This window comes from uncultured Citricoccus sp. (assembly GCF_937871995.1).
In the GTDB taxonomy this organism is placed as follows: domain Bacteria; phylum Actinomycetota; class Actinomycetes; order Actinomycetales; family Micrococcaceae; genus Citricoccus.
The window spans coordinates 1-24206 of sequence record NZ_CALMQR010000101.1 but is presented as its reverse complement, the minus strand read 5'-3'; the positions used below and the strand labels follow the sequence as shown (position 1 = coordinate 24206).

19 protein-coding genes are annotated in these 24206 nt (G+C 71.7%); 9 read left to right on the top strand and 10 right to left on the bottom strand.

Features of this window, described 5'->3' with window-relative positions; all coding sequences use genetic code 11:
• Nucleotides 1-116: 116 nt before the first annotated feature.
• On the top strand, nt 117-1619 hold the full coding sequence (locus tag Q0283_RS11735; protein WP_298044797.1) for a serine/threonine-protein kinase: 1503 nt from the start codon (nt 117-119) through the stop codon (nt 1617-1619).
• Between the two features lie 97 nt (nt 1620-1716).
• Here Q0283_RS11735 and Q0283_RS11730 read toward each other — a convergent pair whose 3' ends face one another.
• The 4 genes from Q0283_RS11730 to Q0283_RS11715 all read right to left on the bottom strand — a co-directional run bounded on the left by Q0283_RS11730 (nt 1717) and on the right by Q0283_RS11715 (nt 7093).
• Entirely contained in the window at nt 1717-2079 is a 363-nt protein-coding gene (locus tag Q0283_RS11730) for a hypothetical protein (protein ID WP_298044796.1), read from the bottom strand.
• Between the two features lie 3 nt (nt 2080-2082).
• Nucleotides 2083-3921 (bottom strand): 2-oxoglutarate dehydrogenase, E2 component, dihydrolipoamide succinyltransferase, encoded by a 1839-nt coding sequence (sucB, locus tag Q0283_RS11725; protein ID WP_298044795.1) that lies wholly within the window; start codon nt 3919-3921, stop codon nt 2083-2085.
• Between the two features lie 100 nt (nt 3922-4021).
• A complete protein-coding gene (lpdA, locus tag Q0283_RS11720; RefSeq protein WP_298044794.1) occupies nt 4022-5401 on the bottom strand; it encodes a dihydrolipoyl dehydrogenase in 1380 nt (459 codons plus the stop codon).
• A 150-nt stretch (nt 5402-5551) separates the two neighbouring features.
• Entirely contained in the window at nt 5552-7093 is a 1542-nt protein-coding gene (locus Q0283_RS11715; RefSeq protein ID WP_298044792.1) for a leucyl aminopeptidase, read from the bottom strand.
• Between the two features lie 161 nt (nt 7094-7254).
• Here Q0283_RS11715 and Q0283_RS11710 point away from each other — a divergent pair, with 161 nt between their 5' ends.
• The 3 genes from Q0283_RS11710 (at nt 7255) to Q0283_RS11700 (ending at nt 11230) form a co-directional block, all read left to right on the top strand.
• A complete protein-coding gene (locus tag Q0283_RS11710; RefSeq protein ID WP_298044790.1) occupies nt 7255-8277 on the top strand; it encodes a PAC2 family protein in 1023 nt (340 codons plus the stop codon).
• A 105-nt stretch (nt 8278-8382) separates the two neighbouring features.
• Nucleotides 8383-9588, top strand: a complete 1206-nt coding sequence (locus Q0283_RS11705) for a DUF4192 family protein (protein WP_298044788.1) — start codon at nt 8383-8385, stop codon at nt 9586-9588.
• A 361-nt stretch (nt 9589-9949) separates the two neighbouring features.
• Nucleotides 9950-11230: an RNA polymerase sigma factor gene (locus Q0283_RS11700; RefSeq protein WP_298044785.1), complete on the top strand. Its 1281-nt coding sequence runs from the start codon at nt 9950-9952 to the stop codon at nt 11228-11230.
• Nucleotides 11231-11331: 101 nt separating this feature from the next.
• Here the strand turns inward: Q0283_RS11700 and Q0283_RS11695 are convergent, their stop codons facing one another.
• Entirely contained in the window at nt 11332-11559 is a 228-nt protein-coding gene (locus Q0283_RS11695) for a hypothetical protein (protein ID WP_183526483.1), read from the bottom strand.
• 237 nt (nt 11560-11796) lie between these two features.
• Between Q0283_RS11695 and Q0283_RS11690 the strand changes: the two genes are divergently transcribed.
• Together Q0283_RS11690 and Q0283_RS11685 are read left to right on the top strand one after the other, a co-directional pair.
• Complete coding sequence (locus Q0283_RS11690; RefSeq protein ID WP_298044783.1) at nt 11797-13917, top strand: type IIA DNA topoisomerase subunit B; 2121 nt, start codon at nt 11797-11799, stop codon at nt 13915-13917.
• A 10-nt stretch (nt 13918-13927) separates the two neighbouring features.
• Nucleotides 13928-14701, top strand: coding sequence for a class I SAM-dependent methyltransferase (locus Q0283_RS11685; RefSeq protein ID WP_298044781.1), 774 nt, complete (start codon nt 13928-13930; stop codon nt 14699-14701).
• A 95-nt stretch (nt 14702-14796) separates the two neighbouring features.
• Here the strand turns inward: Q0283_RS11685 and Q0283_RS11680 are convergent, their stop codons facing one another.
• From Q0283_RS11680 to Q0283_RS11660, 5 genes are all read right to left on the bottom strand, one after another.
• Nucleotides 14797-15783 (bottom strand): NAD(P)-dependent oxidoreductase, encoded by a 987-nt coding sequence (locus tag Q0283_RS11680; protein ID WP_298044780.1) that lies wholly within the window; start codon nt 15781-15783, stop codon nt 14797-14799.
• Nucleotides 15780-18557, bottom strand: a complete 2778-nt coding sequence (locus Q0283_RS11675) for an alpha/beta fold hydrolase (protein ID WP_298044779.1) — start codon at nt 18555-18557, stop codon at nt 15780-15782. The genes Q0283_RS11680 and Q0283_RS11675 overlap by 4 nt, the downstream gene beginning before the upstream one ends.
• Nucleotides 18554-19576, bottom strand: coding sequence for a 3-oxoacyl-ACP synthase III (locus Q0283_RS11670; protein ID WP_298044777.1), 1023 nt, complete (start codon nt 19574-19576; stop codon nt 18554-18556). Before Q0283_RS11670 ends, Q0283_RS11675 begins: the two co-directional genes overlap by 4 nt.
• A gap of 117 nt (nt 19577-19693) precedes the next feature.
• A complete protein-coding gene (locus Q0283_RS11665) occupies nt 19694-20659 on the bottom strand; it encodes a M56 family metallopeptidase (RefSeq protein ID WP_298044776.1) in 966 nt (321 codons plus the stop codon).
• A gap of 56 nt (nt 20660-20715) precedes the next feature.
• On the bottom strand, nt 20716-21054 hold the full coding sequence (locus tag Q0283_RS11660) for a BlaI/MecI/CopY family transcriptional regulator (protein ID WP_298044774.1): 339 nt from the start codon (nt 21052-21054) through the stop codon (nt 20716-20718).
• Between the two features lie 223 nt (nt 21055-21277).
• Between Q0283_RS11660 and Q0283_RS11655 the strand changes: the two genes are divergently transcribed.
• From Q0283_RS11655 to Q0283_RS11645, 3 genes are all read left to right on the top strand, one after another.
• Complete coding sequence (locus Q0283_RS11655) at nt 21278-22891, top strand: cytochrome ubiquinol oxidase subunit I (protein WP_298044773.1); 1614 nt, start codon at nt 21278-21280, stop codon at nt 22889-22891.
• A 14-nt stretch (nt 22892-22905) separates the two neighbouring features.
• Entirely contained in the window at nt 22906-23925 is a 1020-nt protein-coding gene (cydB, locus tag Q0283_RS11650; RefSeq protein WP_298044771.1) for a cytochrome d ubiquinol oxidase subunit II, read from the top strand.
• 65 nt (nt 23926-23990) lie between these two features.
• A partial coding sequence (locus tag Q0283_RS11645; RefSeq protein WP_298044769.1) for a hypothetical protein occupies nt 23991-24206 on the top strand: 216 nt, incomplete at its 3' end.

Sequence of the window (24206 nt, the reverse complement as noted above, 5' to 3'; positions counted from 1 at the left end):
TGGATAACCCGCCACGCCATGCGGGGTAACGCGGCACGATGGAAGGACGGCGCACGGGAGTGCACGGAAGCGCACCGGACGGCGGGGCGGATGGAACGGGAAGGGGACCGGACAGCATGGGCACACCAGGGGACACCCCCACGGTCCCGGGGTGGCAGGTGCGGCGTGAACTGGGCCGTGGAGGCAGCTCGACGGTCTGGCTGGTGGAGGACGGCCGGGGCGGGCAGGCCGCCCTGAAGCTCCCGGACCGATCGGCCGAGGCGCCCGCGGCCTCGCTCGACGTCGAGTTGCGGGCGCTGGGCGAGCTGAGGCACGAGCACGTGGTGCGACCGCTGGGGGTCGTGTCCACCGACCGGGGACCGGGACTGCTGAGCGAGTACCACGCCGGCGGTTCCCTGGGTTCCCTGGTCCGGGCCGCGGGCCCGTTGCCGGTGGGCCAGGTGGTGACCGTCCTGGTGCCCGTGGCGCAGGCCCTCCAGGCCCTGCACGGGCTCGGTGTGGTCCACGGTGACCTCTCGCCGGGAAACATCCTCTTCACCGTCCAGGGACGTCCGGCGGTCTCGGACCTCGGGTCGTCCCGGTTGCTGGGCGGGGCATCTGTCCGGACCGGCACTCCGGGTTTCTGCGCCCCGGAGATCGCGGACGGTCCCGACGACGGGCACGGTGGGCTCGACCCGGCCGCGGACGTCTACTCGCTGGCGGCCGTCGGATGGTATGCCCTGACCGGACGGGCCCCGGCCCGCACCTCGTCCCGCGCCCCGCTGCCGCTGGTGGTCCCGGACATCCCGGACGAGGTCGTCTCGCTCCTGGAGGCAGGGCTGGCCGAGGACCCGGGGGTCAGGCCCAGCGCCGAACGTTTCGCCCTGGCCTGCTATCGCTGGGCCACCGCCGAACCGGTGGACCTGTACCCGTCGGCCAGCCCGGACGTGGCCATGGAGCTGCCCACGCGCCATCGCACCGAGCCCGCACGACGGCGGCGACGGCCCGTCCTGTGGGCCGCGGGTACCGGCGCGGCGCTGGCGGTGGCCGGCGGTGTCCTGGCCACCGGCGTGGTCGGGATCGGGGCAGATCCCCCGGTGTCCGCCCCGACGCCCGGCCCCGCCGGGGCAGCGGCCAGCGATCCCGCGACGACTGGCCTGAGGGGGACGCCGTCCCCCTCGCCCCCCGGCCCCTCGATCACCGGCCCCTCCGGCACGACGGGCCCTCGGGACGGCGGGGGTACGAGCGACGTGGCGGAGGCGGCGCGCACCCTGGGACCGGCCCGGGCGCGGGCTCTGGCCTCGCTGGACCGGGAGGATGTCCGCGCCTACAGCCTGCCGGACTCACCGGCCTACGAGGCGGACCTGAGGCTGCTCGACGAATTGGACAGCCGCGGCCTGCGGTATGAGGACCTGGCGCTGCGGACGGCCGTCTCCGGGCCGGTCGACCGCACCGGCCCGGACGAGGCCCGGGTACCCCTGACGCTGACGATCAGTCCCTACCGGACGGTGACGACCGCCGGACGGACCGTCGACGAGGTGACGCGCTCCACCGAGGAACGGTTCACGGCCGAACTGGTCCGGACGGGCCCCGGCTGGCGCGTCGAGCGGATCGTCGAGGGACGGGGCCCGGAGCGGTGACCGACGACGAGGGCGCCTGCCCGGGAGATCCCGGACAGGCGCCCTGGTCGAGGTGGTGCGTCCGCTGCGACGGGCGCAGCGAACGCACGACGGGTGGTCAGACGGAGTAGTCCTGCCACAGCACGGCCACGAGGATGTTGATCAGTCCGAGGCCACCCACGGCATGGGCCAGACCGGTGGGCACCGGCTCACCCCTGTTCTCCTTGCGGCGGCCCAGCAGGGCGGCGACGAACACGGCCAGGCCGATGACCAGCTTCACGGTGAGCTTGATCCGGTCGACGGGACCGTCACCCATCTCGGCGAACCCGAACAGCAGCAGGCCGGAGACGATCATGCCCAGTGAACCCCACCACTGCGACGTCGTGATGGTCGGGTTCTTGAAGTGGGCCAGCCAGCCGCCGACGATGGCCGCCGCGGAGATGATGTGGATGGCGACGATGATCGCGGTGAGGACCTCCACCCCCTACAGCCCCAGCTCGTGGGCGAACTCGCCCTCCTCAAGGCGTGCCTTGATCGTCTGCAGGAACCGTCCGGCGTCCGCGCCGTCCACCAGGCGGTGGTCGTAGGTCAGGGACAGGTACATCATGTGGCGGATGGCGATGACATCGTTGCCGTCCTGGTCGGTGATGACCATGGGGCGCTTCACGATGGTGCCGACGCCCAGGATGGCCACGTTCGGCTGGTTGATGATCGGGGTGTCGAACAGCGCTCCCACCGAACCGAAGTTGGTGATGGAGAACGTGCCGCCGGACAACTCGTCGGGTGAGATCTTGTTGCTCCGGGTGCGATCGGCCAGGTCGGCGATCTTGCCGGCGAGACCGGAGAGGTTCAGCGCACCGGCATCCGAGATCACCGGGACGAACAGGCCCTTGTCGGTGTCCACGGCGATCGCGATGTCCTCGGAGTCGTGGTAGGTGATCTCCGAGGTCTCCGCGTTGTACTCCGCGTTGAGCTTCGGGTGCTGCTTCAGCGCCTCCGCCACCGCCTGGGTGATGAACGGCAGGAAGGTCAGCTTCACGCCGTTCTTCTGCTGGAAGCTGCCCTTGGCCCGGTTGCGCAGCGCCACGATCCGGGTCATGTCGATCTCGTGCACCTGCGTGAGCTGGGCGGACACGTCCAGGGACTCGCGCATGCGCCGGGCGATGGTCTGGCGGATGCGGGGGGCCTTCTCCGTGGAGCCGCGCTTGGACGGGTCCACGGTGCTGGCGGCTGCCTTCGCCGCCGGGGCAGCAGACGGGGCCTCCCCACCGGCCGGTGCCTGCGGGCGGCCGCCGGCCTGGGAGGCCTTGGCGGCCTCGGCGGCCACGAGCACGTCCTGCTTGCGGATCCGGCCACCGACACCGGTGCCCACGACCGCGGACAGGTCCACGTCGTTCTGCTGGGCCAGGCGGCGCACCAGCGGGGTGACGTACCCTTCACCGGGCGCCGAGGCCTGGGCCGCGGGCTTGTCCTGGGCCGGCTTGTCCTCGGCCGGCTTCTCCTCGGCCTTCGGCGCGGGCTTGTCCTCCGCCGGCTTCTCCTCAGCCTGGGGGGCCTGCTGGGCGTCCGCCTGCTGGGCGGGCTCCTCCTCGGCGGGCTCCTCCTCGGCGGGCTCCTCCTCAGCCGGTGCCTGCTTCTCCTGGGCGGGGGCGGCAGCCGGGGCGGAACCGCCCGCGGAACCGGAACCGACGAGTGCCAGCAGGGCACCGACCTCGACGGTCTCGTCCTCCTGGACCTTGATCTCCAGCAGCTTGCCGGCCACGGGCGAGGGGATCTCGGTGTCGACCTTGTCCGTGGAGACCTCGAGCAGCGGCTCGTCGACCTCGACGTCGTCGCCGACCTCCTTGAGCCAGCGGGTGACGGTGCCCTCGGTCACGGACTCACCCAGTGCGGGCAGGGTGACCTCGGTGGCCTCACCGCTGCCGCGTTCCTCGGCGTCCTCGGCGGCGACCTGCTCGGAGGACAGCTCCTGGCCGGCGGTGTCGGTGTCCCCGGCCTCGTCGGTGTCCGTTCCCGGGGCCTCCTCGGTCGCCTCCTCGGCCTGCGGCTGCTCCTCGGCACCGGCGTCGGAGGAACCGCCGCCGGAACCCTCGCCGATCCGGGCGAGCGGGGCGTTGACCTCGACGGTCTCGTCCTCCTGGACGAGGATCTCCTCCAGGATCCCGGCCACGGGGGAGGGGATCTCGGTGTCCACCTTGTCGGTGGACACCTCCACCAAGGGCTCGTCGACGGCGACCTCGTCGCCGACCTCCTTCAGCCAGCGGGTGACGGTGCCCTCGGTGACGGATTCACCCAGGGCCGGCAGGTTCACGGTTTCAGACATGTCGTCCCGTTTCTCCTCAAGTGCGTGCCGGCTGCCTGCCGGCCTGACGGTTGTTGACGGCCCGACTCCACGGTGCGGGCCGGTGTGCGTTCTGGTGGTCTCAGCCGTGCAACGGGTGGCCGTTCAGGGCCATCGCGGCCTCGCCCAGGGCCTCGTTCTGGGTCGGGTGGGCGTGGACGAACGCGGCCACGTCCTCCGGGTAGGCCTCCCAGTTCACGATGAGCTGGGACTCACCGATCTGCTCGCCGATGCGCTTGCCGATGCCGTGGACACCCACGATCGGACCGTTCTTCTGACGGACCATCTTGATGACGCCGCCGGTGCCGAGGATGGAGGACTTGCCGTTGCCGGCCAGGTTGTACTCCACGGCCTCCACGTTGCCCTCGCCGAACTTCTCCTTGGCCTTGGACTCGGTGTAGCCCACGGACATGATCTCCGGGTCGGTGAAGGTGACCTTGGGGATGTTGATGTCCTCGACGATCAGCGGGTTGTTCCCGGCGATCTCCTCAGCGACGAAGTGGCCCTGCTGGTAGCCGCGGTGCGCCAGCTGCAGGCCCGGCACGATGTCCCCGATGGCGTAGATGTTGCCGACGCCGGTGTGCAGGCGCTCGTTGGTGATGACGAAGCCGCGGTCCAGGGTGATGCCCTGCTCCTCGTAGCCCAGTCCGGCGGTCACCGGGCCACGGCCCACGGCCACCAGGCAGACCTCCGCGGTGAATTCCTTGCCGTCCGCCAGGGTGACCTTGACGCCGTCACCGGTCTCCTCGACCTTCTCGAAGAAGGTGCCCAGGCTGGTCTTGATGCCCTTCTTCTTGAACTCCCGCGTCAGCACCTTGATGATGGCCGGGTCCTCGTTGGGGACCAGGCTCTCCAGGCCCTCGATGATGGTGACGTCCACGCCGAAGGAGTTCCAGGCGGAGGCGAATTCGGAGCCGATGACGCCACCGCCCAGGATGATCGCCGACTTCGGGGTGTAGTCCAGTTCGAGGGCCTCGGTGGAGGTCATGATCTTCCCGCCGATCGGCAGGCCGAAGGTCTTGGCCTCGGAACCCGAGGCCAGGACGATGTTCTTGCCCGAGTAGCGGGTGCCGTCGACCTCGATCTCGTTCTGGGAGACGAGCTTGCCCTCGCCCTCGATGACGTTGACCTTCTTCATCTTGAGCAGCCCGGTCAGGCCCTTGAACTTGCCGGCGACGATGCCGTCCTTGTACTTGCGCACCCCCGCCATGTCGATGGAGTCCAGCGTGGTGTTGATGCCGTACTTGGAGCTGGTCCGGGCCTCGTCGGCGAGCTCGGCCGCGTGCAGGTACGCCTTGGTGGGAATGCAGCCCCAGTGGAGGCAGGTGCCGCCCAGCTTGGCCTTCTCGATGAGTCCGACCGTCAGCCCGTACTGCACTGACCGCAGTGCGGCGGCGTACCCGGCGGAGCCACCGCCGAGGATGAGAACGTCGAATTCCTTGGCGGTTGCCTTGTCGGCCACGATGGAGCTCCTCACGATCGGGCAGCGGGGTCTCCGGTTGCCCTGGGGTTGGTGGACGGTCCGTGACCGGATCGTCACGGGGGTGCCTCGGGTTTCACCTTAGCCGGACGTGACCGGTCGATCTACTCAACCGGCCGCGTCCGACACGCATCAGGACGCGCGGTCCTGCAGGAACCGGACGAGAGTGCGGACCATCACACCGGTCGCCTCCTTCGGGGTGTACCCGAAGGCGCCCGACTCGTTGAACGAGGGGCCGGCGATGTCCAGGTGCGCCCACGGGGTGGGGGCGGCCTTGACGGCGTCCGGTTCGCGGCCGGCGTCGACGAAGTCACGCAGGAACGCCGCCGCGGTGAGCATGCCGCCGAAGCGGTCTCCCACGTTGGAGATGTCGGCGATCGCCGAGTCCAGCGAGGCGCGCTGGTTGTCCGGGATCGGCATCGCCCAGGCGGACTCGCCGGCGGCACCGGCCGACCGCACCAGTTCGTCCCGCAGGTCCTCGGTGCCCATCACGCCGGTCGTGCGGGTGCCCAGGGCGATCATCTGGGCGCCGGTGAGCGTGGCCACGTCGATGACGGCGTCGGGGGTCTCGTCGGTGGCGGCGACCAGTCCGTCGGCCAGCACGAGGCGCCCCTCGGCGTCCGTGTTCATGACCTCGACCGTCTTGCCCCCGTAGATGGTGATGACGTCCGAGGGGCGCTGGGCCGTGGCCGAGGGGAGGTTCTCGGCCATGCACAGCCAGCCGGTGACCCGCACGGGCAGCTGCAGCTCGGCGGCCGCCCGCACCACCGCGGCGACGGTCGCGGCGCCGGCCATGTCCGACTTCATGGTGGTCATCGACGTCGGGGGCTTGAGGGAGAGCCCGCCGGAGTCGAACGTGATGCCCTTGCCGACCAGCGCGACGTGGACGGACGCCCGGGCGGGGGAGTAGTCGAGCTTCACCAGCCGCGGGGGCCGGGAGGAGCCCATGCCGACGTTCAGGAGTCCGCCGAAGCCGTCCTTGGCCAGCTTCTTCTCGTCCCAGACGGTGACCTTCACGGGCAGCTTGCGCACCGCGTCCGTGACCTCCTCGGCGAAGGAGGCGGGGAACAGGTGGGACGGCGGGGTGTTGACCAGGTCCCGCGTGGCGCGGACCGCACGGGCGACGACGGCGGCGCGATCGAGCACGGGTCCGCACTGTCGCGGCTTCAGGGAGGTCACGACGGCGACCTCGGCCACCGGGTCCTTCGCCTTCTCCCGGCCGGGGGCGGAGCGGAAGGCCGTGAACGAGTACGCGGCCAGTGCCGCCCCCTCGGCCACCGCGGCCACGTGCTCCTCGGTGTCCGCGGGCAGTCCCAGCGCCACCGAGGAGGTGCCCGCCAGCTGGCGCACTGCGGCGCCCGCGGCACGCCGCAGGGCCTCGTCGGACACGCCCGCTCCCGGCTCGCCGGTGATCTTCCCGACGCCGGTCAGCACCAGGAGGGGGAACGGCAGCGGATCCAGTCCGGGGATGCGCAGCACCTCGTCGGCCGCGCCTGTCACGCCCAGGGCCTCGAGCGAGTCGGCCAGGGCGCGGGCGCCGGCGTCGGGCAGCGGGCTGGGCAGCAGGACCGGCCCGTCGTCACCGGAGGCGATGCCCACCACCAGGGCCGAGGCCGTGCACTTGTCGAGGTCCGGCCCGATGGCGGTCAATACTGGACTGAAGTCGTTGATCACGTGCGCGTTCTCCGTCGTTGGGTGAAGGGGCGAGGGGAACGGGACCGGGAGGCCGCGTCCCACCGTGTCGATCCTAGCCACGGAATACCCGGCGCCCCCCGCGCGTTGGACATTGCACGTGTACCCGGTCGCACGAGACCATGTTGCCGAAAGGACTGACCATGCAGGACCCTACCCAGTTGTTCACCCTGGAGGCCGCGGGCCGCGACCTGCTGGCCGGGGGATTCGACGGTGCCTCGGCACTGCGCGGGCTGGGCATGCTGGCGGTCTTCGGCGGCCACCTGGATGCCGGCCACCTCTCCGAGCAGGTTCGCCACACCCTGCTGGACTCACTCGACCACAAGCTGCTGGCCAGCTTCGACGCGGACCAGCTGATCGACTACCGGGCCCGCAGGCCGCAGATCAGCTTCGATGGGGACCGGTTCCTGGACTACCGCTCGCCCCGGCTCGAGCTGCACCTGGTGTCCGACGCCCTGGGCCGGCCCTTCCTGCTGCTCTCCGGACCCGAGCCCGACTACCAGTGGGAACGCTTCGTGGCCTCCGTGCTGTTCCTGGTGGACAAGCTCGACGTGAAGCTGGTGGCGCTCGTGGACGCCGTGCCCATGCCGGTGCCCCACACCCGCCCGTTGGGCGTGACCACGCACGGCAACCAGGACGAGCTCGTGGCCGGCCTGTCCACCTGGAGCCCGCAGGCGCGGATGCTCTCCGGCGTGGCCCAGCTGCTCGAGCTGCGGCTGGACGAGAAACGCCGGGATACCACCGGGTACACCCTGCACGTCCCGCACTACCTCGCCGATGCCGCGTACCCGCAGGCCGCCGTCGCGGCCCTCGAGTACGTGGGCGCCGCCCTGGGACTGATGCTGCCCACCGACGAGCTGCGCGAGCGCGGTCGTGAGGTGGACCGCGAGCTCGACCGCCAGACCGGGTCCTCCGGTGAGATCACGGCCATGGTCCAGGGGCTGGAACGCAACTTCGACCAGCACTCCTCCGGGACGGGACGGTCCCTGCTGGTGGGACCGGACGAACAGGTCCCGGATGCCGAGGAGCTCGGCGCCGCCGTCGAGGAGTACCTCCAGAGCCAGCCCCGGCACGCGCTGGACGAGGACACGGAATCCGGGCCGGAGCGGCAGTCCGGTGACCTTCCCGGCGAGGACGACGGCCCCGAACCGGCCGACGCCGGCTGAACCGCTTCCCGGCCGGCACTGCACAGCTGACCGGAGGCGTCCGGCCCTCCCCGGATGGGGCGCCGGGCGCTTCCGTGTCCCGGGTGGCCACGGAAGCGTGGAGGCATGCAGACAGACCTCCCCGGAAACCGGCTCCCGGCCGATCCGCCACCGTCCACGCCCCTGAGGCTCACGGCCGTCGAACCGGTTGACCTGGTCAGCTACATCCAGCACACCCTGGGGTTCGTCCCCCGCAACAGCATCACGGCCATCGCCCTGGCGGGCCGCGACCTCGGAGCCGTCCTGCGCTGTGACTGGGACCCGCGGCTCACCGACGACGGGAACGCCCTCGCCGGGTACGCACGGCAGGTGGCCGGCCATCTCACGGCCGACGAACGGGCTGACGGCAGCCTGGTGTTCCTGTTCCGCGACCCCACGGGACGACCGGGACCCGACGACGACTCCGCGAGGGCCCTGGCCGCGGCACTGGAGATCGAACTGGCCGCGGTCGGGTTGCCCGTGCAGGAGGCGTGGCTGGTGTCGCACGGCAGGCTGTGGCACCTGGACTGTCCCGACCCGGCCGCGTGCACGGCCCACGGGTCCGCGGTGGCCCGCACCGAGACCAGCGCCCTGAACGCGGCGTTCATCATGGAGGGTTCCGTCGTCGAAGACGAACCCCAGGCGGGTGGGCTGCCGGCTCCCGCGGACAGCATGAGCCCTGCACTCCGGCAGGCCGTCCGGCGGATCTGCGGGGCGGCGGACGCCTCCGGGGGCCACGCCGGGTGGCTCCGGGACTGGGAGCAGGTTCTGTCCGGGGCAGGACTCCCGGACGACCCGGCCGCCCGGGCCGGGCTGCTCGGGGGACTCGCGGACGTGAACCTGCGGGACACGCTGGTGGCAGCGGCGAGCTTCACGCTGCCGCGGGCGGTCTCGGGCGCGGCGTGGCTGCACGCCGTGCCGCACGAGGTGGCCGAGATCCTGGGGGCCAGTCCCCGCGAGATCGACGGGGTGCTGTACTCCTCGGTGCTGATGGCCGCCTCCCGCCGGGCCCCGGACTGGGACCGGATCGCCCGGCTCCGGGCGGCGTGCGAACAACTGCTGTCCGAGGCCGCCGGGGAACCGGCGGCAGCGGTGCGCTGTCTGGTCGCCTGGGTGGAATGGGCCCGGGGCCGTGGCTCCGTGGCCGGGCGCATCATCGAAGAGTGCCGGCGCTCGGACCCGGACTATCCGCTGGCGCAGGTCCTTGGTGAGGTCATCGACCGCGGCATCATCTCCGGCTGGGCGAGACGGAGGTCCACCGCCTGGTCGGCCACGCGGCGGGGCCGGCCCTGAACGGAGGTCCGGAACGCAGGCCCGGAACGCAGGACCGGACCGGGGGCGCCGGGATCGCCACCCGTGGATCCGCGGAGGGAGCCGGCGCATGGCATAATCGTCGGGCCTCCTGCGGCTCGCTTCATCCCCTCCCTGTCCGGAGACCGTCACGGCCCCACCGGCCGTTCGGGAAAACCGGGAGCGGAGGGAACAAAACCGGACCGCGGGGCGTTGACCACATCACGACCCTGCTTCTGCGCGCGGGTCCGGCTCCGGGACCCGAGGTCCCGGTCAGTCCGGATCCCATCGACGCGGACTTGACAGGGTCATAGTGGTGTTGACCGTCAGGGGCCCCCAGGGACGCCCGTACGAAAGGTAATGAGTGACTACTTCTTCCAAGAAGACCGAGACCCAGGCCAACGCGTCCGTCGAGGACGCCGGCGCCGAGGACCAGGGCGCGGCGCTGGCCGGCACGTCCACTCGGAAGTCCACCGCCTCGTCGCGGGCCACCAAGTCGACCGCCACCAAGTCCACGGCGGCCAAGGGTGCTGCCCGGGGCGCCGCGAAGTCGGCGGCCGCCAAGACGAACGCCAAGGCCTCCGTCACCACCTCGGCCGACGAGGCCGAGCCGGAGGAGGAGCCGAAGGACGCCCCGGAGATCGTCGAGGAGGAGGCCGAGGAGGCCACCGCCGGTGGTTTCGTGGTGTCCGACTCGGACGACGACTCCCCGGTGCAGCAGGTCGTCTCGGCCGGCGCCACCGCTGACCCGGTCAAGGACTACCTCAAGCAGATCGGCAAGGTGGCGCTGCTCAACGCCGAGCAGGAGGTGGACCTCGCCCTGCGGATCGAGGCCGGACTCTACGCCGAGCACAAGATGAAGGAGAACCCGGTCAAGGACGCTCGCCTGCGCCGTGACATGGAACTCGTCATCGCCGATGGCCGTCGAGCCAAGAACCACCTGCTGGAGGCGAACCTGCGGCTCGTCGTCTCCCTCGCCAAGCGCTACACCGGACGTGGCATGCTCTTCCTGGACCTCATCCAGGAGGGCAACCTCGGCCTGATCCGCGCGGTGGAGAAGTTCGACTACACCAAGGGCTTCAAGTTCTCGACGTACGCCACCTGGTGGATCCGTCAGGCCATCACCCGCGCCATGGCCGACCAGGCCCGGACCATCCGTATCCCGGTGCACATGGTGGAGGTCATCAACAAGCTGGCCCGCGTCCAGCGCCAGATGCTCCAGGACCTCGGCCGTGAGCCCACTCCGGAGGAGCTGGCCAAGGAACTGGACATGACCCCGGAGAAGGTGGTCGAGGTCCAGAAGTACGGCCGCGAGCCCATCTCCCTGCACACCCCGCTCGGCGAGGACGGCGACTCGGAGTTCGGCGACCTCATCGAGGACTCCGAGGCGGTCGTGCCCGCCGACGCCGTGAGCTTCACGCTGCTGCAGGAGCAGCTCCACTCGGTGCTCGACACCCTCGCGGAGCGTGAGGCCGGCGTGGTGGCCATGCGTTACGGCCTGACCGACGGTCAGCCGAAGACCCTGGACGAGATCGGCAAGGTCTACGGGGTGACCCGCGAGCGGATCCGGCAGATCGAGTCGAAGACCATGTCCAAGCTGCGTCACCCGTCCCGGTCGCAGGTCCTGCGCGACTACCTGGACTGATCAGCGGCCGCGCCCGGAAGGGTGGGGACAGCATGAGGGCCCGCCACCGTCCGGTGGCGGGCCCTCATGCTGTCAGGTCCGGGAGAGGGGCGGACGCGGGATCAGTCCGCGCTCACCGGCTCCTTCTCGAAGAGCTTGCTGGTCTCGTCCTGCCAGAGGGTGGTCTGGGGACGGAGGGTGTCCTCCACGGCACGGGCGTGGTGGCCGCAGAACAGCAGTTCGCCGCTCTGCAGGACTGCGCGGACGTAGGCCTGGGCTCCGCAACGGTCGCAACGGTCTGCGCCGGTGAGCACTGGCGGGTCCATCGTCGTGGCGGTCGTGGTGGTCATGATGGCCTCCTCATCTGCTGCCCCTGCACCCCTGGTGCGGTCCTGCGGACCGAGGGGATTCGGTATCGAGTACACCTATGGAACCACCTCTGTCCTGTTTTTGTTCGTCGACGGGCCCCATTCGGGCCCGGTTTCGCTGATTGCGTACCGAGCGCCGTTCCTGCGCGGCCCGGTTCCGACGCTGCGGGGCGCCATGCCGATACCCTGAAAGACGATCATCGACCGTGAAGGAAACCCATGTCCCGCAGCAGTGAGTACAACGCCCGGCACCTGTCCGTGCTGGAAGGCCTCGAGGCGGTGCGCAAGCGGCCCGGCATGTACATCGGCTCCACCGACTCGCGTGGCCTGATGCACTGCCTGTGGGAGATCATCGACAACTCCGTGGACGAGGCCCTGGCCGGGTTCGGCCAGTCGATCTCCATTACCCTCCACGCCGGGGGCGCCGTCGAGGTCGAGGACAACGGGCGCGGCATCCCGGTGGACATCGAACCGCGGACCGGGCTGTCCGGGGTCGAGGTGGTCTTCACCAAGCTGCACGCGGGCGGCAAGTTCGGCGGTGGCTCCTACTCGGCGTCCGGCGGCCTGCACGGCGTGGGCGCCTCCGTGGTCAACGCGCTGTCCTCACGGCTGGACGTCCAGGTGTTCCGCGGCGGCAAGATCCACCAGCTGTCCTTCCGTCGCGGTGAGCCGGGACAATTCCAGGACCCCGGTTCGGTGCACCGTCCGGACGCTCCGTTCACGCCCTCGGCAGACCAGTCGCCCATGGAGGTCGTCGGCAAGGCCAAGCGGGGCCAGACGGGGACCCGCGTCCGCTACTGGGCGGATGAGCAGATCTTCACGCCGGACGCCACCTTCTCCTACGAGGACCTGCAGCAGCGCGCCCGCCAGACCGCCTACCTGGTCCCGGGACTGAAGCTCACCCTGCGCGACGAGCGGCGCCTGGCCGGGACCGCGGGGGAGTCCGGTCCGGTCGAGGAGGTCTTCCACTACGACGGCGGCATCTCCGAATTCGTCGAGCACCTCTCCTCGGCCAGCCCGGTCACCGACGTCTGGAGGCTGCAGGGGTCCGGAACCTTCTCCGAGCGGGTCCCGGTCCTGGGCACGGACGGCCGGTCGACCATGCAGGACGTGGAACGCGAGTGCGAGGTGGACATCGCCCTGCGCTGGGACGTGGGCTACGACACGACCTTCCGCTCGTTCGTCAACATCATCGCCACCCCGAAGGGCGGCACCCACCAGTCCGGGTTCGACCAGGCCCTGCTAAAGATCTTCCGGAAGGTCGTGGAGGCCAACGCGCGCAAGCTGAAGGCGGGCAACGACAAGCTGGAGAAGGACGACGTGCTGGCCGGGCTCACCGCCGTCCTGACGGTCCGGTTGGCCGAGCCGCAGTTCGAGGGCCAGACCAAGGAGGTCCTGGGCACGCCCGCGGTGCGCCCGATCGTGGCGAAGGTGGTCGAGCAACAGCTCGGCGCGATCCTGCGTTCGTCGAAGAAGCACGAGAAGAACCAGGTCGCCGTGCTCCTGGAGAAGGTCGTGGCGGAGATGAAGTCCCGCGTCTCGGCCCGCACCCACAAGGAGAACCAGCGGCGCAAGAACGCGCTGGAGACCTCCTCCATGCCCGCCAAGCTGGCGGACTGCCGCACCACGGACGTGCGGTCCTCGGAGCTGTTCATCGTGGAGGGCGACTCGGCCCTCGGGACGGCCAAGCTGGCCCGCTCCTCGGACTTCCAGGCGTTGTTCCCCATCCGGGGCAAGATCCTCAACGTGCAGAAGGCCTCCGTGGGGGACATGCTCTCCAACGCCGAGTGCGCGGCCCTGATCCAGGTGGTCGGCGGCGGCGCTGGACGCAGCTTCGACCTCTCGGCGGCCCGCTACGGCAAGGTCATCCTCATGACCGACGCCGACGTGGACGGTGCCCACATCCGCACCCTGCTGCTGACCCTGTTCTTCCGGTACATGCGTCCGATGGTGGAGGAGGGCCGGGTCTACGCCGCGGTGCCGCCGCTGCATCGCGTCGAGGTGATCCACTCCGGGTCGAAGGCCAACGAGGTGGTCTACACCTACTCGGAGAACGAGCTGCACCGGTTGCTGGCGGACCTGCAGAAGGCCGGGAAGAACTACAAGGAACCCATCCAGCGGTACAAGGGGCTCGGTGAGATGGACGCTGACCAGCTGGCAGACACGACCATGGACCCGCGCCAGCGCATGCTCCGCCGGGTGACCATCCCGGAGGCCGAGGAGGCCCTGCAACAGGCCGAGCACGTGTTCGACCTGCTCATGGGATCCAACGTGGCCCCCCGCAAGGACTTCATCATCTCCGGCGCGGACGACCTCGACCGCGAACGCATCGACGCGTGATCATGGTCTGATGAGCGAGGAGGGGGATGATCAGCGGATGGAGCCGGGGGACGTGACCCAGTGGGGCCCGGTCACCGGTCCGGAACCGGAACGGCCGGCCGGTACGACGGCGGCGGGTGGCGCCGTCCCGGGAGCGGGCCTGGGTGACGGTGACCTCCCGACGGGCCAGCCGGGCTATGACGCGCTGGCCGAACTCTACGACCGGAGGTTCCCGGGGCCGTGGGAGCGGCCCCTGGACCGGCACTCCCTGGATGCCTTCGCCGATGCTCTGCCCCGTGGCGGGACCATCCTCGACCTCGGCTGCGGGACCGGGCACGTCACGGTGGAACTGGCCTTCCGGGGCTTCCGGACGATCGGTGTGGACCCGTCCGAGCGGATGCTGGAGATCGCCCGCAAGCGCTATCCGAGCCGGACCTGGATCCCGGGGGACGCCCACTTCCCGGCCGAGTCCTCGCAGGTGCGAGCGGCCGGGCCCATCGCCGGGATCGTGGCGCGCTTCAGCCTGATCCACGTCCCGCCCGAGGAGATCCCCGCGGTGCTGGCGTCCTGGTCCGCGAACACCTCGCCCGGGTGCCGGGTCCTGGTGGTCTTCCAGTGCCTGCTCGAACCAGACCTGGACGCCCAGGAGTTCGACCACGTGGTGGCCCCGGCCTGGCGGTGGAATCCCTCGGCGCTGGCCAGGGCCCTGGACGCGGTCGGATTCGCCGAGACCTGGCGGGTCATCGTCTGCCCGGACGAGGGCCACCCCTACCCGGAATGCCACCTGAGCGCCGTCCGGCGCTGACCGGGGGGCGGCTCCGGGCACGCGGCTCCACGCCGCCGCCGACCAGCACCCCCTGCCCCGGCCCGGACCCGGTGCGGATCCTCACGTCGTGCGGTTCAGTCCGCCCGGTAGTGCGCGGCCAGCAGGCGCAGTCCCTCGTCGACGGACACGGCCGGTTCCCAGCCCAGTGCCTGACGGGTGCGCCGCTGGTCGAACCAGTGGGCGGTGGAGAGCTGCTCGGCGAGGAACGCGGTCAACGGTGGCTCGTCGCCGTCGGCACCGAGACCACCGGTGTCCCAGACCCGTTCGATGACGGCTCCGGCCGCCCGCGCCAGGCCGGCGGGCAGGCGCAGCCGCGGCTCGGGGGCACCCCCGGCGACGGCCAGTCCGCGGATCAGCTCGCCGACGGGACGCGGTTCTCCGTTCGAGACCACGAGCGCCTCGCCGTGGACGTGGTCCACGGCGTCCACGGCGGCCACCACGGCGTCCACGGCGTTGTCCGTGTACAGCGTGTCGACCAGGGCGGCCGAGGGACCCAGCAGCGGCATCCGTCCGGCGCGGGACCGTTGCACGATCCGCTCGGTCAGCTGGGTGTCGCCCGGGCCCCACATCAGGTGCGGGCGCAGCACGAGCACGCGGAAGTCCGGCGCGTCGGCCGCCAGGGCCAGGAGCTCGCCCACGGCCTTGGTCCGGGCGTAGTGTCCGCGGGCGTGCTCCGGGTCGGCGGGGCCGGCACCCTCCCCGACGATGGACGTGCCCGCGTGGGCGACCGAGGGCGAGGAGATGTGCACGACGCGCTCCACGCCGCAGGCGCGGGCGGCCTCCAGGACCGTGCGCGTCCCGGCGATGTTGACGGCCTCGTACTGGGCGGCGGGACCGGAGACCGAGACCTTGGCGGCGACGTGCACGACGGTGTCCCGGCCGGCCACGGCGTCGGCGACGGCCCCGGGGTCGGTGACCGATCCCGCGACGTCACGCGCGCCCGCCACCCCGGAGGGGCGGCGCTGCAAGGTCACGACGTCGTCCCCGTCCGCCACCAGCCGCCGGGCCACCCCGGCGCCGAGCAGGCCGGAGGCCCCGGTCACCAGCACGCGGCGGTTCACGGGGTGCCCACCCGTCCGCCGGCCAGCACGCCGTCCGCCCAGCGGGCCAGTCGGCTGCGGTCGACCTTGGAGTTGTGACGGATGTCCACGGGGACGGTGTCGGTGACCAGGACGGCTGCCACCGGTACGGGCAGGGCCGCCTTGCGCACCGCCGCCGCCAGGTCCGTGGGAGCCAGTCCCGGGCGGACCCGGCCCCTGTCCGGGTTCCCGGCGGCCTCCACGACGGCGACCACGGCCTGGGTGCCGTGCGGGCCGACGCCGACGACGGCGGAGCGGAGCACGGCATCGAGGGCATCGATCCGGGCCTCGGGGCCGCCGGGGGCCACCGGTCCGGCCGGCGTGGCGACCACGTGCTGGAGCCGCCCCTCGATCCAGAGCCGCCCCTCGGCGTCGAGGTGGCCCACGTCCTGGGTGCGGTGCCACTGCAGGCCGTCACGGGTGTCCCTCCGGCTGAGGGCATCGGTGAGCCACAACCGGTCATAGCCGGCCTTCTGGTGCGGTGCCGAGACGACGACCTCACCGAGCCGTCCGGTCGCGGCCGGCCCCTCCAGCAGGTTCTCCGCGGCGGAGCCGTCGTCCCGCAGCGGGGCGATGGCGATGCGCACCGGACCCACCGGGCGGCCCACGCACACGCCGTCCTGCGTTCCGTCCCCGGTCGGCGCGGCCAGGTGCTCGATGGTGGGCCGGTCGATGTCGGTGAGCAGCAGGGCCTCGGTCATGCCGTACGGCGAGTGGATCTCGGCCGCCGGGAAGATCCGGGCGACCTGCGCGACCAGGCGCGGGTGCACCGGGGCGCCGGCGGACAGCACCAGGTCGATACGGCCCAGCACCGACCGCTGGTCCGGGCTGAGCCGGTCCGCCGTGGCGACCACGTTGCGCAGGGCCGCCGGAGACGCGAACAGGATCGTCGCCTGACCGGCTGCCGCGGCCTCGGCCACCGCCGTGGCGGTGAGCGTGGCCGGCCGGGTCACCGACATGTCCGGGGTGATGGAGGTGGCCCCGATGGCCGGTCCCAGCAGGGCGAAGGGCGCGAACCCGGCCAGCAGGCTGGATCCCGGGCGGACGTCGAACACGTCGCGCAACAGTCCGGACAGGGCGGACAGCCGGCCGTGGGTGTACACCACGCCCTTGGCCGGTCCCGTGGACCCGGAGGTGTAGAGGACCGCTGCCGGGTCGTCGGCGGCCGGTTCGTGGACCGGCCCGGCGTCCCCGTCGGCGTAGCGCCGTCCCGCGTGCGCGGCGGCCATCCGGTACAGGCTGTCCTCGACGCGCAGCGCCGCGGCCAGCGGGGCGGGCAGGGTCGACACCGAGATCCGTCGCCCGGGCCAGTCCTGTGCCCGGGCCACGGTGAGCCCGGGCGTCATCCCGATGATCCAGTCCGGCCGGGCGGCCCGGACGGCGCGGGTCATGCCCGGGACGCCCAGGCCGGCGTCGGCCACGACCACGACGGCACCGATGCGCAGGCACGCGTAGAGCGCCGCGGTGAGGTCGAGTCCGGGGGTGACCATCATCGAGACCCGGTCTCCAGGCCTCACGCCCAGGCGCACGAGGCCCACGGCCATGGCGTCGACCACGCCGGCCAGCCGGCTCCAGCTCACGGGGGGCCGGGAGGCGCCGGCCATGTCCACCAGCGCCGTGGCCGGTTCCTGGCGCCAGGCGTCGAGGAAGGACCACAGCGGGCGGTAGTCCCCGTCCCGCCACACCGGGGCCTGCACGGCGGGGGGATCCAGCACGCCCCGGGCCCAGCGCAGGATGGGGCCGGCGATGTCCACGTCCTCGGCGAGCAGGTGGCCGGCGGTCTCGAAGCGGTGCAGGTCGGCCTGCGGGAGCCGCTCGAGCAGGTCGGCGAGGTAACGGTCGAGGAAGACCGGGTCCTGCGGTCCCCAGAGGATGAGGGCCGGCTTCTGGAACGCGGCCAGGTCGCGGGAGACGCGCTGCAGTTCCTCGTGCGAGCCGTGCGCGGGTCCCACGGGGATGTCCGCGACGAACCCGCCGATGCCGCCGCGCCGGTCGGCGGAACGGTAGGGCAGGTGGTAGGCGGCCCGGACGCCGGAGTCCAGGGGCGGGTTCCCGAGGGAGGTGGTGACCTTAAGGAACGCGTCGGTGGTCACGGTGGACCCGGGCAGCAGGGGCCCGGCCAGGGCCGCCCGCAGGGGAGCGGGGAGGGGCTCGGCGGGGTCCCGGTGCACGGCGGTGTTCAGGGTCATGGCCCCGTCCACCAGGTCCTGGTTGCGGCCCGCCCAGCCCAGGGAGACCACACCGCCCCAGTCGTGGCCGAGGGTGAGCAGCGACTGTCCGGACCGGGCCGCGGCGTCCAGTCCGAGGGTGGTGACGAGGGCGTCGAGGTCGGCGATCCGCCCGCCCAGGGTCCGGTAGCCGGCGTCGTCACCGAGCGGTGCCGTCCCGGCCGCGGAGGGCCGCGGGAGCCGGCCGTGGGCGAGGCGCTCGGAGAAGCCCATGTCCAGCTGGTCCGGGGCCACGACGCGCCATACCGGTCCGTCCCCGGACCGGGCGGCGTCGAGGGTGGCGGCCGCCAGGGAACGCCACAGGTAGGACCAGGTGGGATTGCCGTGGACCGCCAGGATGATCCCGTCGGGTCTCAGCCCGGCCTCGGCGAGGACGTCGCCGGTGTCCAGGACGTGCAGGGTCCGGTCGCCGTCGAAGGTCCGCACGGTGACGAGGCGGCTCCAGGCCGGGTCCCACCCGGGAAGGCCGGCGGGGGCCGCGGGGGCGTGGGTGTCGGGCAGGGCAGCGGGGGAGGCGGGAACCCTCACCAGCTGATCTCCAGCATGGCCGTGTTGAGCCCGGACCCCACTCCCATGCACAGCACCCGGTCCCCGGCGGAGAGGGAGCCGGCCTCGCGGGCGAGGGTGATCGGCAGGGAGGCCGGGCCCACGTTGCCCAGCTCGGGGAACGTCACCGGGAACCGGTCCGGGTCCAGTCCCGCGGCCTCGGTGATGGAGTCGGTGTGCAGGCGCGAGACCTGGTGGGTGACATAGCGGTCCATGTCCGACCAGCCCCAGTCGGCCGGGACCTCGTTCCAGGCGTCCATGACCAGCTCGAGGCCGTCCCGCAGCAGGGCGGTCGAGTCGGTGAACATCCCCTTGTGGTCCCCCACGCAGAGGTCGTGGTGATCGGTGCCGGCGCGGGTGATGCCGCGCAGGATGCGATGGCCCTCCGGGTGCAGGTCGGTCCGGCCCACGACGGCGGCGGAGGCACCGGAGCCCAGGGTCAGTGAGGCGAATTGCTCCATGAAGCTGCCCCGGTCCACCGCGGCGTCCTTGAGGTTCTCCAGGGTGGCCTGCTGGACCTTGCCGGAGTCCTCACCGGCGACGACGACGGCGTAGTCGATCTGGCCGGCGTCGATCAGGGAGGCGGCCAGCACCAGGCCGTTCACGAAGCCGAGGCACGCGTTGGTGATGTCGAAGTTGGTGGCCGAGGTGGGCAGGCCCATCTCGTGGTGGATGCGCACCGCCACGGAGGGCTCGAGCGTCTCCCGGGTCACCGAGGTGTTCACCATCAGCCCCACCTGGTCCGGACGCACTCCGGCCGCGGCCAGGGCGCGCCTGCCGGCCTCGGCGGCGCCGTCCTGGAAGTGGCCCGGGTGCTCCCAGTTGCGGCGGGCCTCCACCCCGGCCACGCGCTGCAGCAGTCCGCGCGGCAGGCGCAGGCGCTTGAGCACGCCGGCCAGCTCGTCATCGATCTGATCGCTCGTCACCGTGACAGGAGCCAGCACTTCCGTCACGGACAGGAGGGAAGCGTTGGAGTGACGGAAGATCGCGTTGCCTTGCACTATGGGCCTGGTCCGTTCGGGGGGTCGGTGGGCTGCTGGGTCATCGGCGGCGAGGGCCACCGACATCCCAGCTTATCGAACCACGGGATGGGGTGCGGCGGGAGAGGCCGTCCACCTTTACGCCAGCAGCACCACGGGAAGGGCCATCAGCCCCAGGGCCGTGACGATGACGCCCAGCCGGACCGTCAGGGACAGGGGCGGCACGGGGTCGAGCAGGCGGTAGAACCGCAGGGTCAGCGGCACCGAGCCGTCCTCCTGCACGTTCGGCACCGTGCGACCGGCGTCGGTCCCGGCCGTCCCGCGGGCGACACCCTCCGCCTCCCCGGTCAGGACGATGGCGCGCACCAGGTCGGTGCGGTCATGGGACTTCAGCGCCGCGTCGTCGGCGAGCATCTCGGTCAGCTGCGCCACCGCGCGGCGGGCCGTGGCCGTGGTCGGCAGCCACGCCACGGCGCGGTGCCAGGACTCGAAGGCGAGCCGCAACAGGTCGTGTCGCTGGCGCAGGTGGGCCCGCTCATGGGCGACGACGGCGTTCACCTCGCGCTCGGAGAGCTGGTCGATCAGCCCCTGGGAGAGCACGGTCAGCGACCCGTTCAGTCCGGGCAGGCAGTACGCCAGGGGGACGTCGTGGGGGAGCACGCGGGTGTGGGCCTGCTCCACCGTGCGTTCGGCGGGAGGCGTGGCGAGCAGTTCGACCATCTGGCGGTGGCGGCGCCGCTGCGTGACGGTCCGCCAGGCCGTGACCGCCAGGGTCAGCACGAGGTGGCCCGCCAGCAGCACGGCACCGGTCACGGCCGCGATGCGGGCCGGCATCCAGACGTCCTCCTCGAGCCGGTCGACCCAGGTCCCGTCGGACAGGGCGGCCACGAAGGCCGGCAGGGACTCACCGAGGTGGTCGCCGAAGGGACCCAGCCCCCAGGCCAGGGGCGTGCCGATCAGGGACAGACCGCCGGCCAGGGCCACGGCCTGCCACAACACCATGGCGGTCCCCGGCGCGCGCCGGACCCAGCGGGCGCGGTCGAGCAGGACCGGGACCGGCCAGGCCAGGGCCACGGCCAGCGTGGCGAGCAGCAGGACGGACACGAGGGAAGTCTAGGGCGCACCGTGCCCCGTCGGGGTGGGCGCGTGTCGTGGACCGGTCAGTCCCCGAGAAGCCGGCGGACGGCAGCGGCCTCGTCCGGGCCGATGCCGCCCAGGAAGCGGGCCAGTACGGCCTGGCGGTCGGGCACGGAGCCCAGGACCTCGTTGAGCAGGCCGACGGTGTGGTCCTCGCGGGAGGACACGGCGCCGTACCGGTGGGGGCGGCGCCCGCCGTCGCGCTGGACCAGCCCCTTCTTCTCCAGGCGGGACAGCACGGTGAGCACAGTGGTCACGGCCAGGTCCCCGGCCAGCGTGTCGCGGACCTCGTTGGCCGTATGGGGGCCGGGGCGGTCCCACAGCAGGTCCATCACGGACCGTTCCAGGTCACCCAGGGCCACTGCGGTCTCCTCGTCTCGTCATCGGTTCCTCGCTCCCGCGGGCCTCGGCGGCGCGCGGTACCGGAACGGGAAGGCGATCCACACCGCCTGGTCACGTCCGGACAGGACATATTCTACAGCACGTAGAAAAGACCGCTATCCTCGATTTCTACAGGCTGTAGAAGACTTCAGTATCCGGCTGTGCCACGGCGTCCCCGCCGAGGCGGCCGGGAAAGGCGCCCACGTGGATCCCCTGGACATCGCCCGCTGGCAATTCGGCATCACCACCGTCTACCACTTCATGATGGTCCCGCTCACGATCGGCCTCGGGCTGGTCGTGGCCACCCTGCAGACCGTGTGGCACCGCACGGGCCGGGAGCAGTACCTGCGGATGACGAAGTTCTGGGGCAAGCTCTTCCTCATCAACTTCATCATGGGCGTGGCCACCGGCATCGTCCAGGAGTTCCAGTTCGGCATGGCCTGGTCCGAGTACTCCCGGTTCGTGGGCGACGTCTTCGGCGCGCCGCTGGCCATGGAGGCCCTCGTGGCCTTCTTCCTGGAGTCCGTGTTCCTCGGCCTGTGGATCTTCGGGTGGAAGCGCCTGCCGGCGAGGATCCACCTCTCGGCCATCTGGGCCGCCGTCATCGGGTCCGTGTTCTCCGCCTACTTCATCCTCGCGGCGAACTCGTGGATGCAGCACCCGGTCGGTGTCGAGATGGTGGACGGCCGCCCCGTGATGAACGACATCTGGGCGGTGCTGACCAACAACACCCTGCTGGTGCACTTCCCGCACACGATCTTCGGCGCCGTCTCCGTGGCGGGCGCCTTCCTGCTGGGCATCGCCTGGTTCCACCTGTGGAAGCGCCGCGAGCAGGGCATCGACACCGTGCAGCCCGACGGCACGGTCGTCGTCGGCAGCACCGGCTCCCGCGCCCGGGACGAGACCGACTACCGGGTCTGGTGGGGCTCGCTGCGCTGGGGGGCCTGGATCGCGATCGTCGGCTTCCTGGGCACCGCGTTCACCGGCCATGCCCAGGCCCAGCTGATGATCCAGCAGCAACCGATGAAGATGGCCGCCGCCGAGGCCGCCTGCCACGACGGCACCGGCTTCTCCGTGCTCTCCGTCGCCGACCTGCGCAGCGAGGGCGCGACCAGTTGCGACGACATCGTCGGCGTCTTCGAGATCCCCGGCCTGCTGTCCTTCCTGGCCCACAACGACTTCACCACCGATGTGCCGGGCGTCAACACGCTGATCCCTCAGTACCAGGAGCAGTACGGCACCCACCTGCCCGACGACCCGATCTACGGCGAGCGCGCCGGGATGGAGATCGACTACCTGCCGGTCATGGAGGTCACTTACTGGGGCTTCCGGATCATGATCACCTTCGGCGGACTGGCCGCCCTGGCCGCGGCCCTCGCCCTGTGGGTCACGCGCAAGGGCACCGTGCCGCTGAGCAGGCCGCTGATGCGCCTGGCCGTTTTCGGGATCCTGGCCCCCTTCGGTGCCAACGCCGCCGGATGGATCTTCACCGAGATGGGCCGCCAGCCCTTCGTCGTGGTGCCCAACCCCGATCCCACGGGCATCGACCAGGTCTGGATGTACACCGCGGCCGCCGTCTCACCGGGGGTCTCCGCCGGGGAGGTGCTGTTCTCGCTCATCGTGCTGAGCCTCGTCTACGCCGTGCTCATGGTGGTCGAGGTCATCCTGCTCACCCGCTACGTCCAGGGCGGGGTGCCGGCCGGGATGCCGGAGCTGACCGCGGACGAGCACGAGGGCCACGACGGACCGGAAGGCCCCGGGGGCCCGTCCGGTGACGGCGCCCGCCATGCCGACGACGTCCTGGCCTTCGCGTACTGAGAGGTAGACAGACCATGGATTTCCTCCCCGCCTTCTGGTTCGTCCTGATCGCCGTGCTGTGGACCGGGTACCTGGTCCTGGACGGTTTCGACCTCGGCGTCGGCATGCTCATGAAGGGGTGGGCGCGCAACGAGAGCCAGCGACGCGTCATGCTCAACACCATCGGCCCCGTCTGGGACGGCAACGAGGTGTGGCTGATCACCGCGGCCGGTGCCATGTTCGCCGCCTTCCCCCACTGGTACGCCTCGCTGTTCGCCGGGCTCTACCTGCCCCTGACCCTCACCCTGCTGGCGCTGATCCTGCGGGCGGTGTCCATCGAGTACCGGGGCAAGTCCCGCACCGCCCGGGCCCGGACCGCCTGGGACTGGTGCATGGCCGGTGGTTCGGCCGTCGCCGCGTTCAGCATCGGGCTCATGCTGGCCGTGACGACCACCGGGATGCCCCTGGACGCCAACGGCGACCGGGTCGGCGGACCCTTCGCCTGGCTGTCCTGGGAGGGCATCGCCGGCGGCCTGGCCGCCGTCGGGTTCGCCCTCGCCATGGGCTGGGCCTACCTCGGCCTGAAGACCGAGGGCAGCCCGCGCGCGGCCGCGCACCACCACCTGAGCCGGTACCTGCCCCTGTACCTCCTGCCCTCGGCGGCCTGGGGCGTGCTGGTGGCCCTGCGCCAGCCGGACGCCCTGCCCTGGGTCCTGCTCGCCGCCGCCCTGTTCGCCGGGATGGTCGCCTGGCGCGCGGCCCGCATCCGGCGTGAGGGCTGGGCCTTCACCGCCCTGGCGGGCTCGATGGCGGCCGGCGCCGCGTCCGTCTTCCTGGCGGTGTTCCCGGTGGTGCTGCCCTCCACGATCGACCCGAGCCACCACCTCACGGCCTTCAACGCCTCCTCCTCGGACTACACGCTCACCGTCATGTCCTGGGTCGCCGTGGTGATGGTGCCGATCGTGCTGGCCTATTCGGCCTTCGTCTACTGGGTGTTCCGGCGGCGGCTGCACGAGAGGCACATCCCCGAGTCGCACGTGGTGACGCCGGTCTGAGACCAGAACTGCCGACCTCGAGGTCCGGGCGGCGCGCGCTCGCCGTCCTGGCGCTGCTCGCCGGCGTGAAGGCCGCCGGCTGGATCCTGCTGGCCGTCGGGCTGGCCCGCGGGATCGCCCACCTGGCCGAGCTGCTGCCCGCCCCGCAGAGTGGCAATCTCGCGGGACTGCTGTTCCGCCCGGACCCGGCGTCCTTCGACCCGGCCGCCCACGGGCTCACCGCGGCCGCCGCCACCGGCGACTTCGCGGTCACGGTGGCCCTGGGCCTGGCGGGCGTGCTC

Excerpts from the sequence above, each read along its gene's own strand:
- Q0283_RS11735 (WP_298044797.1), top strand. The coding sequence starts at position 117 with ATGGGCACACCAGGGGACACCCCCACGGTCCCGGGGTGGCAGGTGCGG.
- sucB (WP_298044795.1), bottom strand. The coding sequence starts at position 3,921 with ATGTCTGAAACCGTGAACCTGCCGGCCCTGGGTGAATCCGTCACCGAG.
- Q0283_RS11710 (WP_298044790.1), top strand. The coding sequence starts at position 7,255 with ATGCAGGACCCTACCCAGTTGTTCACCCTGGAGGCCGCGGGCCGCGAC.
- Q0283_RS11705 (WP_298044788.1), top strand. The coding sequence starts at position 8,383 with ATGCAGACAGACCTCCCCGGAAACCGGCTCCCGGCCGATCCGCCACCG.
- Q0283_RS11695 (WP_183526483.1), bottom strand. The coding sequence starts at position 11,559 with ATGACCACCACGACCGCCACGACGATGGACCCGCCAGTGCTCACCGGC.
- Q0283_RS11690 (WP_298044783.1), top strand. The coding sequence starts at position 11,797 with ATGTCCCGCAGCAGTGAGTACAACGCCCGGCACCTGTCCGTGCTGGAA.
- Q0283_RS11685 (WP_298044781.1), top strand. The coding sequence starts at position 13,928 with ATGAGCGAGGAGGGGGATGATCAGCGGATGGAGCCGGGGGACGTGACC.
- cydB (WP_298044771.1), top strand. The coding sequence starts at position 22,906 with ATGGATTTCCTCCCCGCCTTCTGGTTCGTCCTGATCGCCGTGCTGTGG.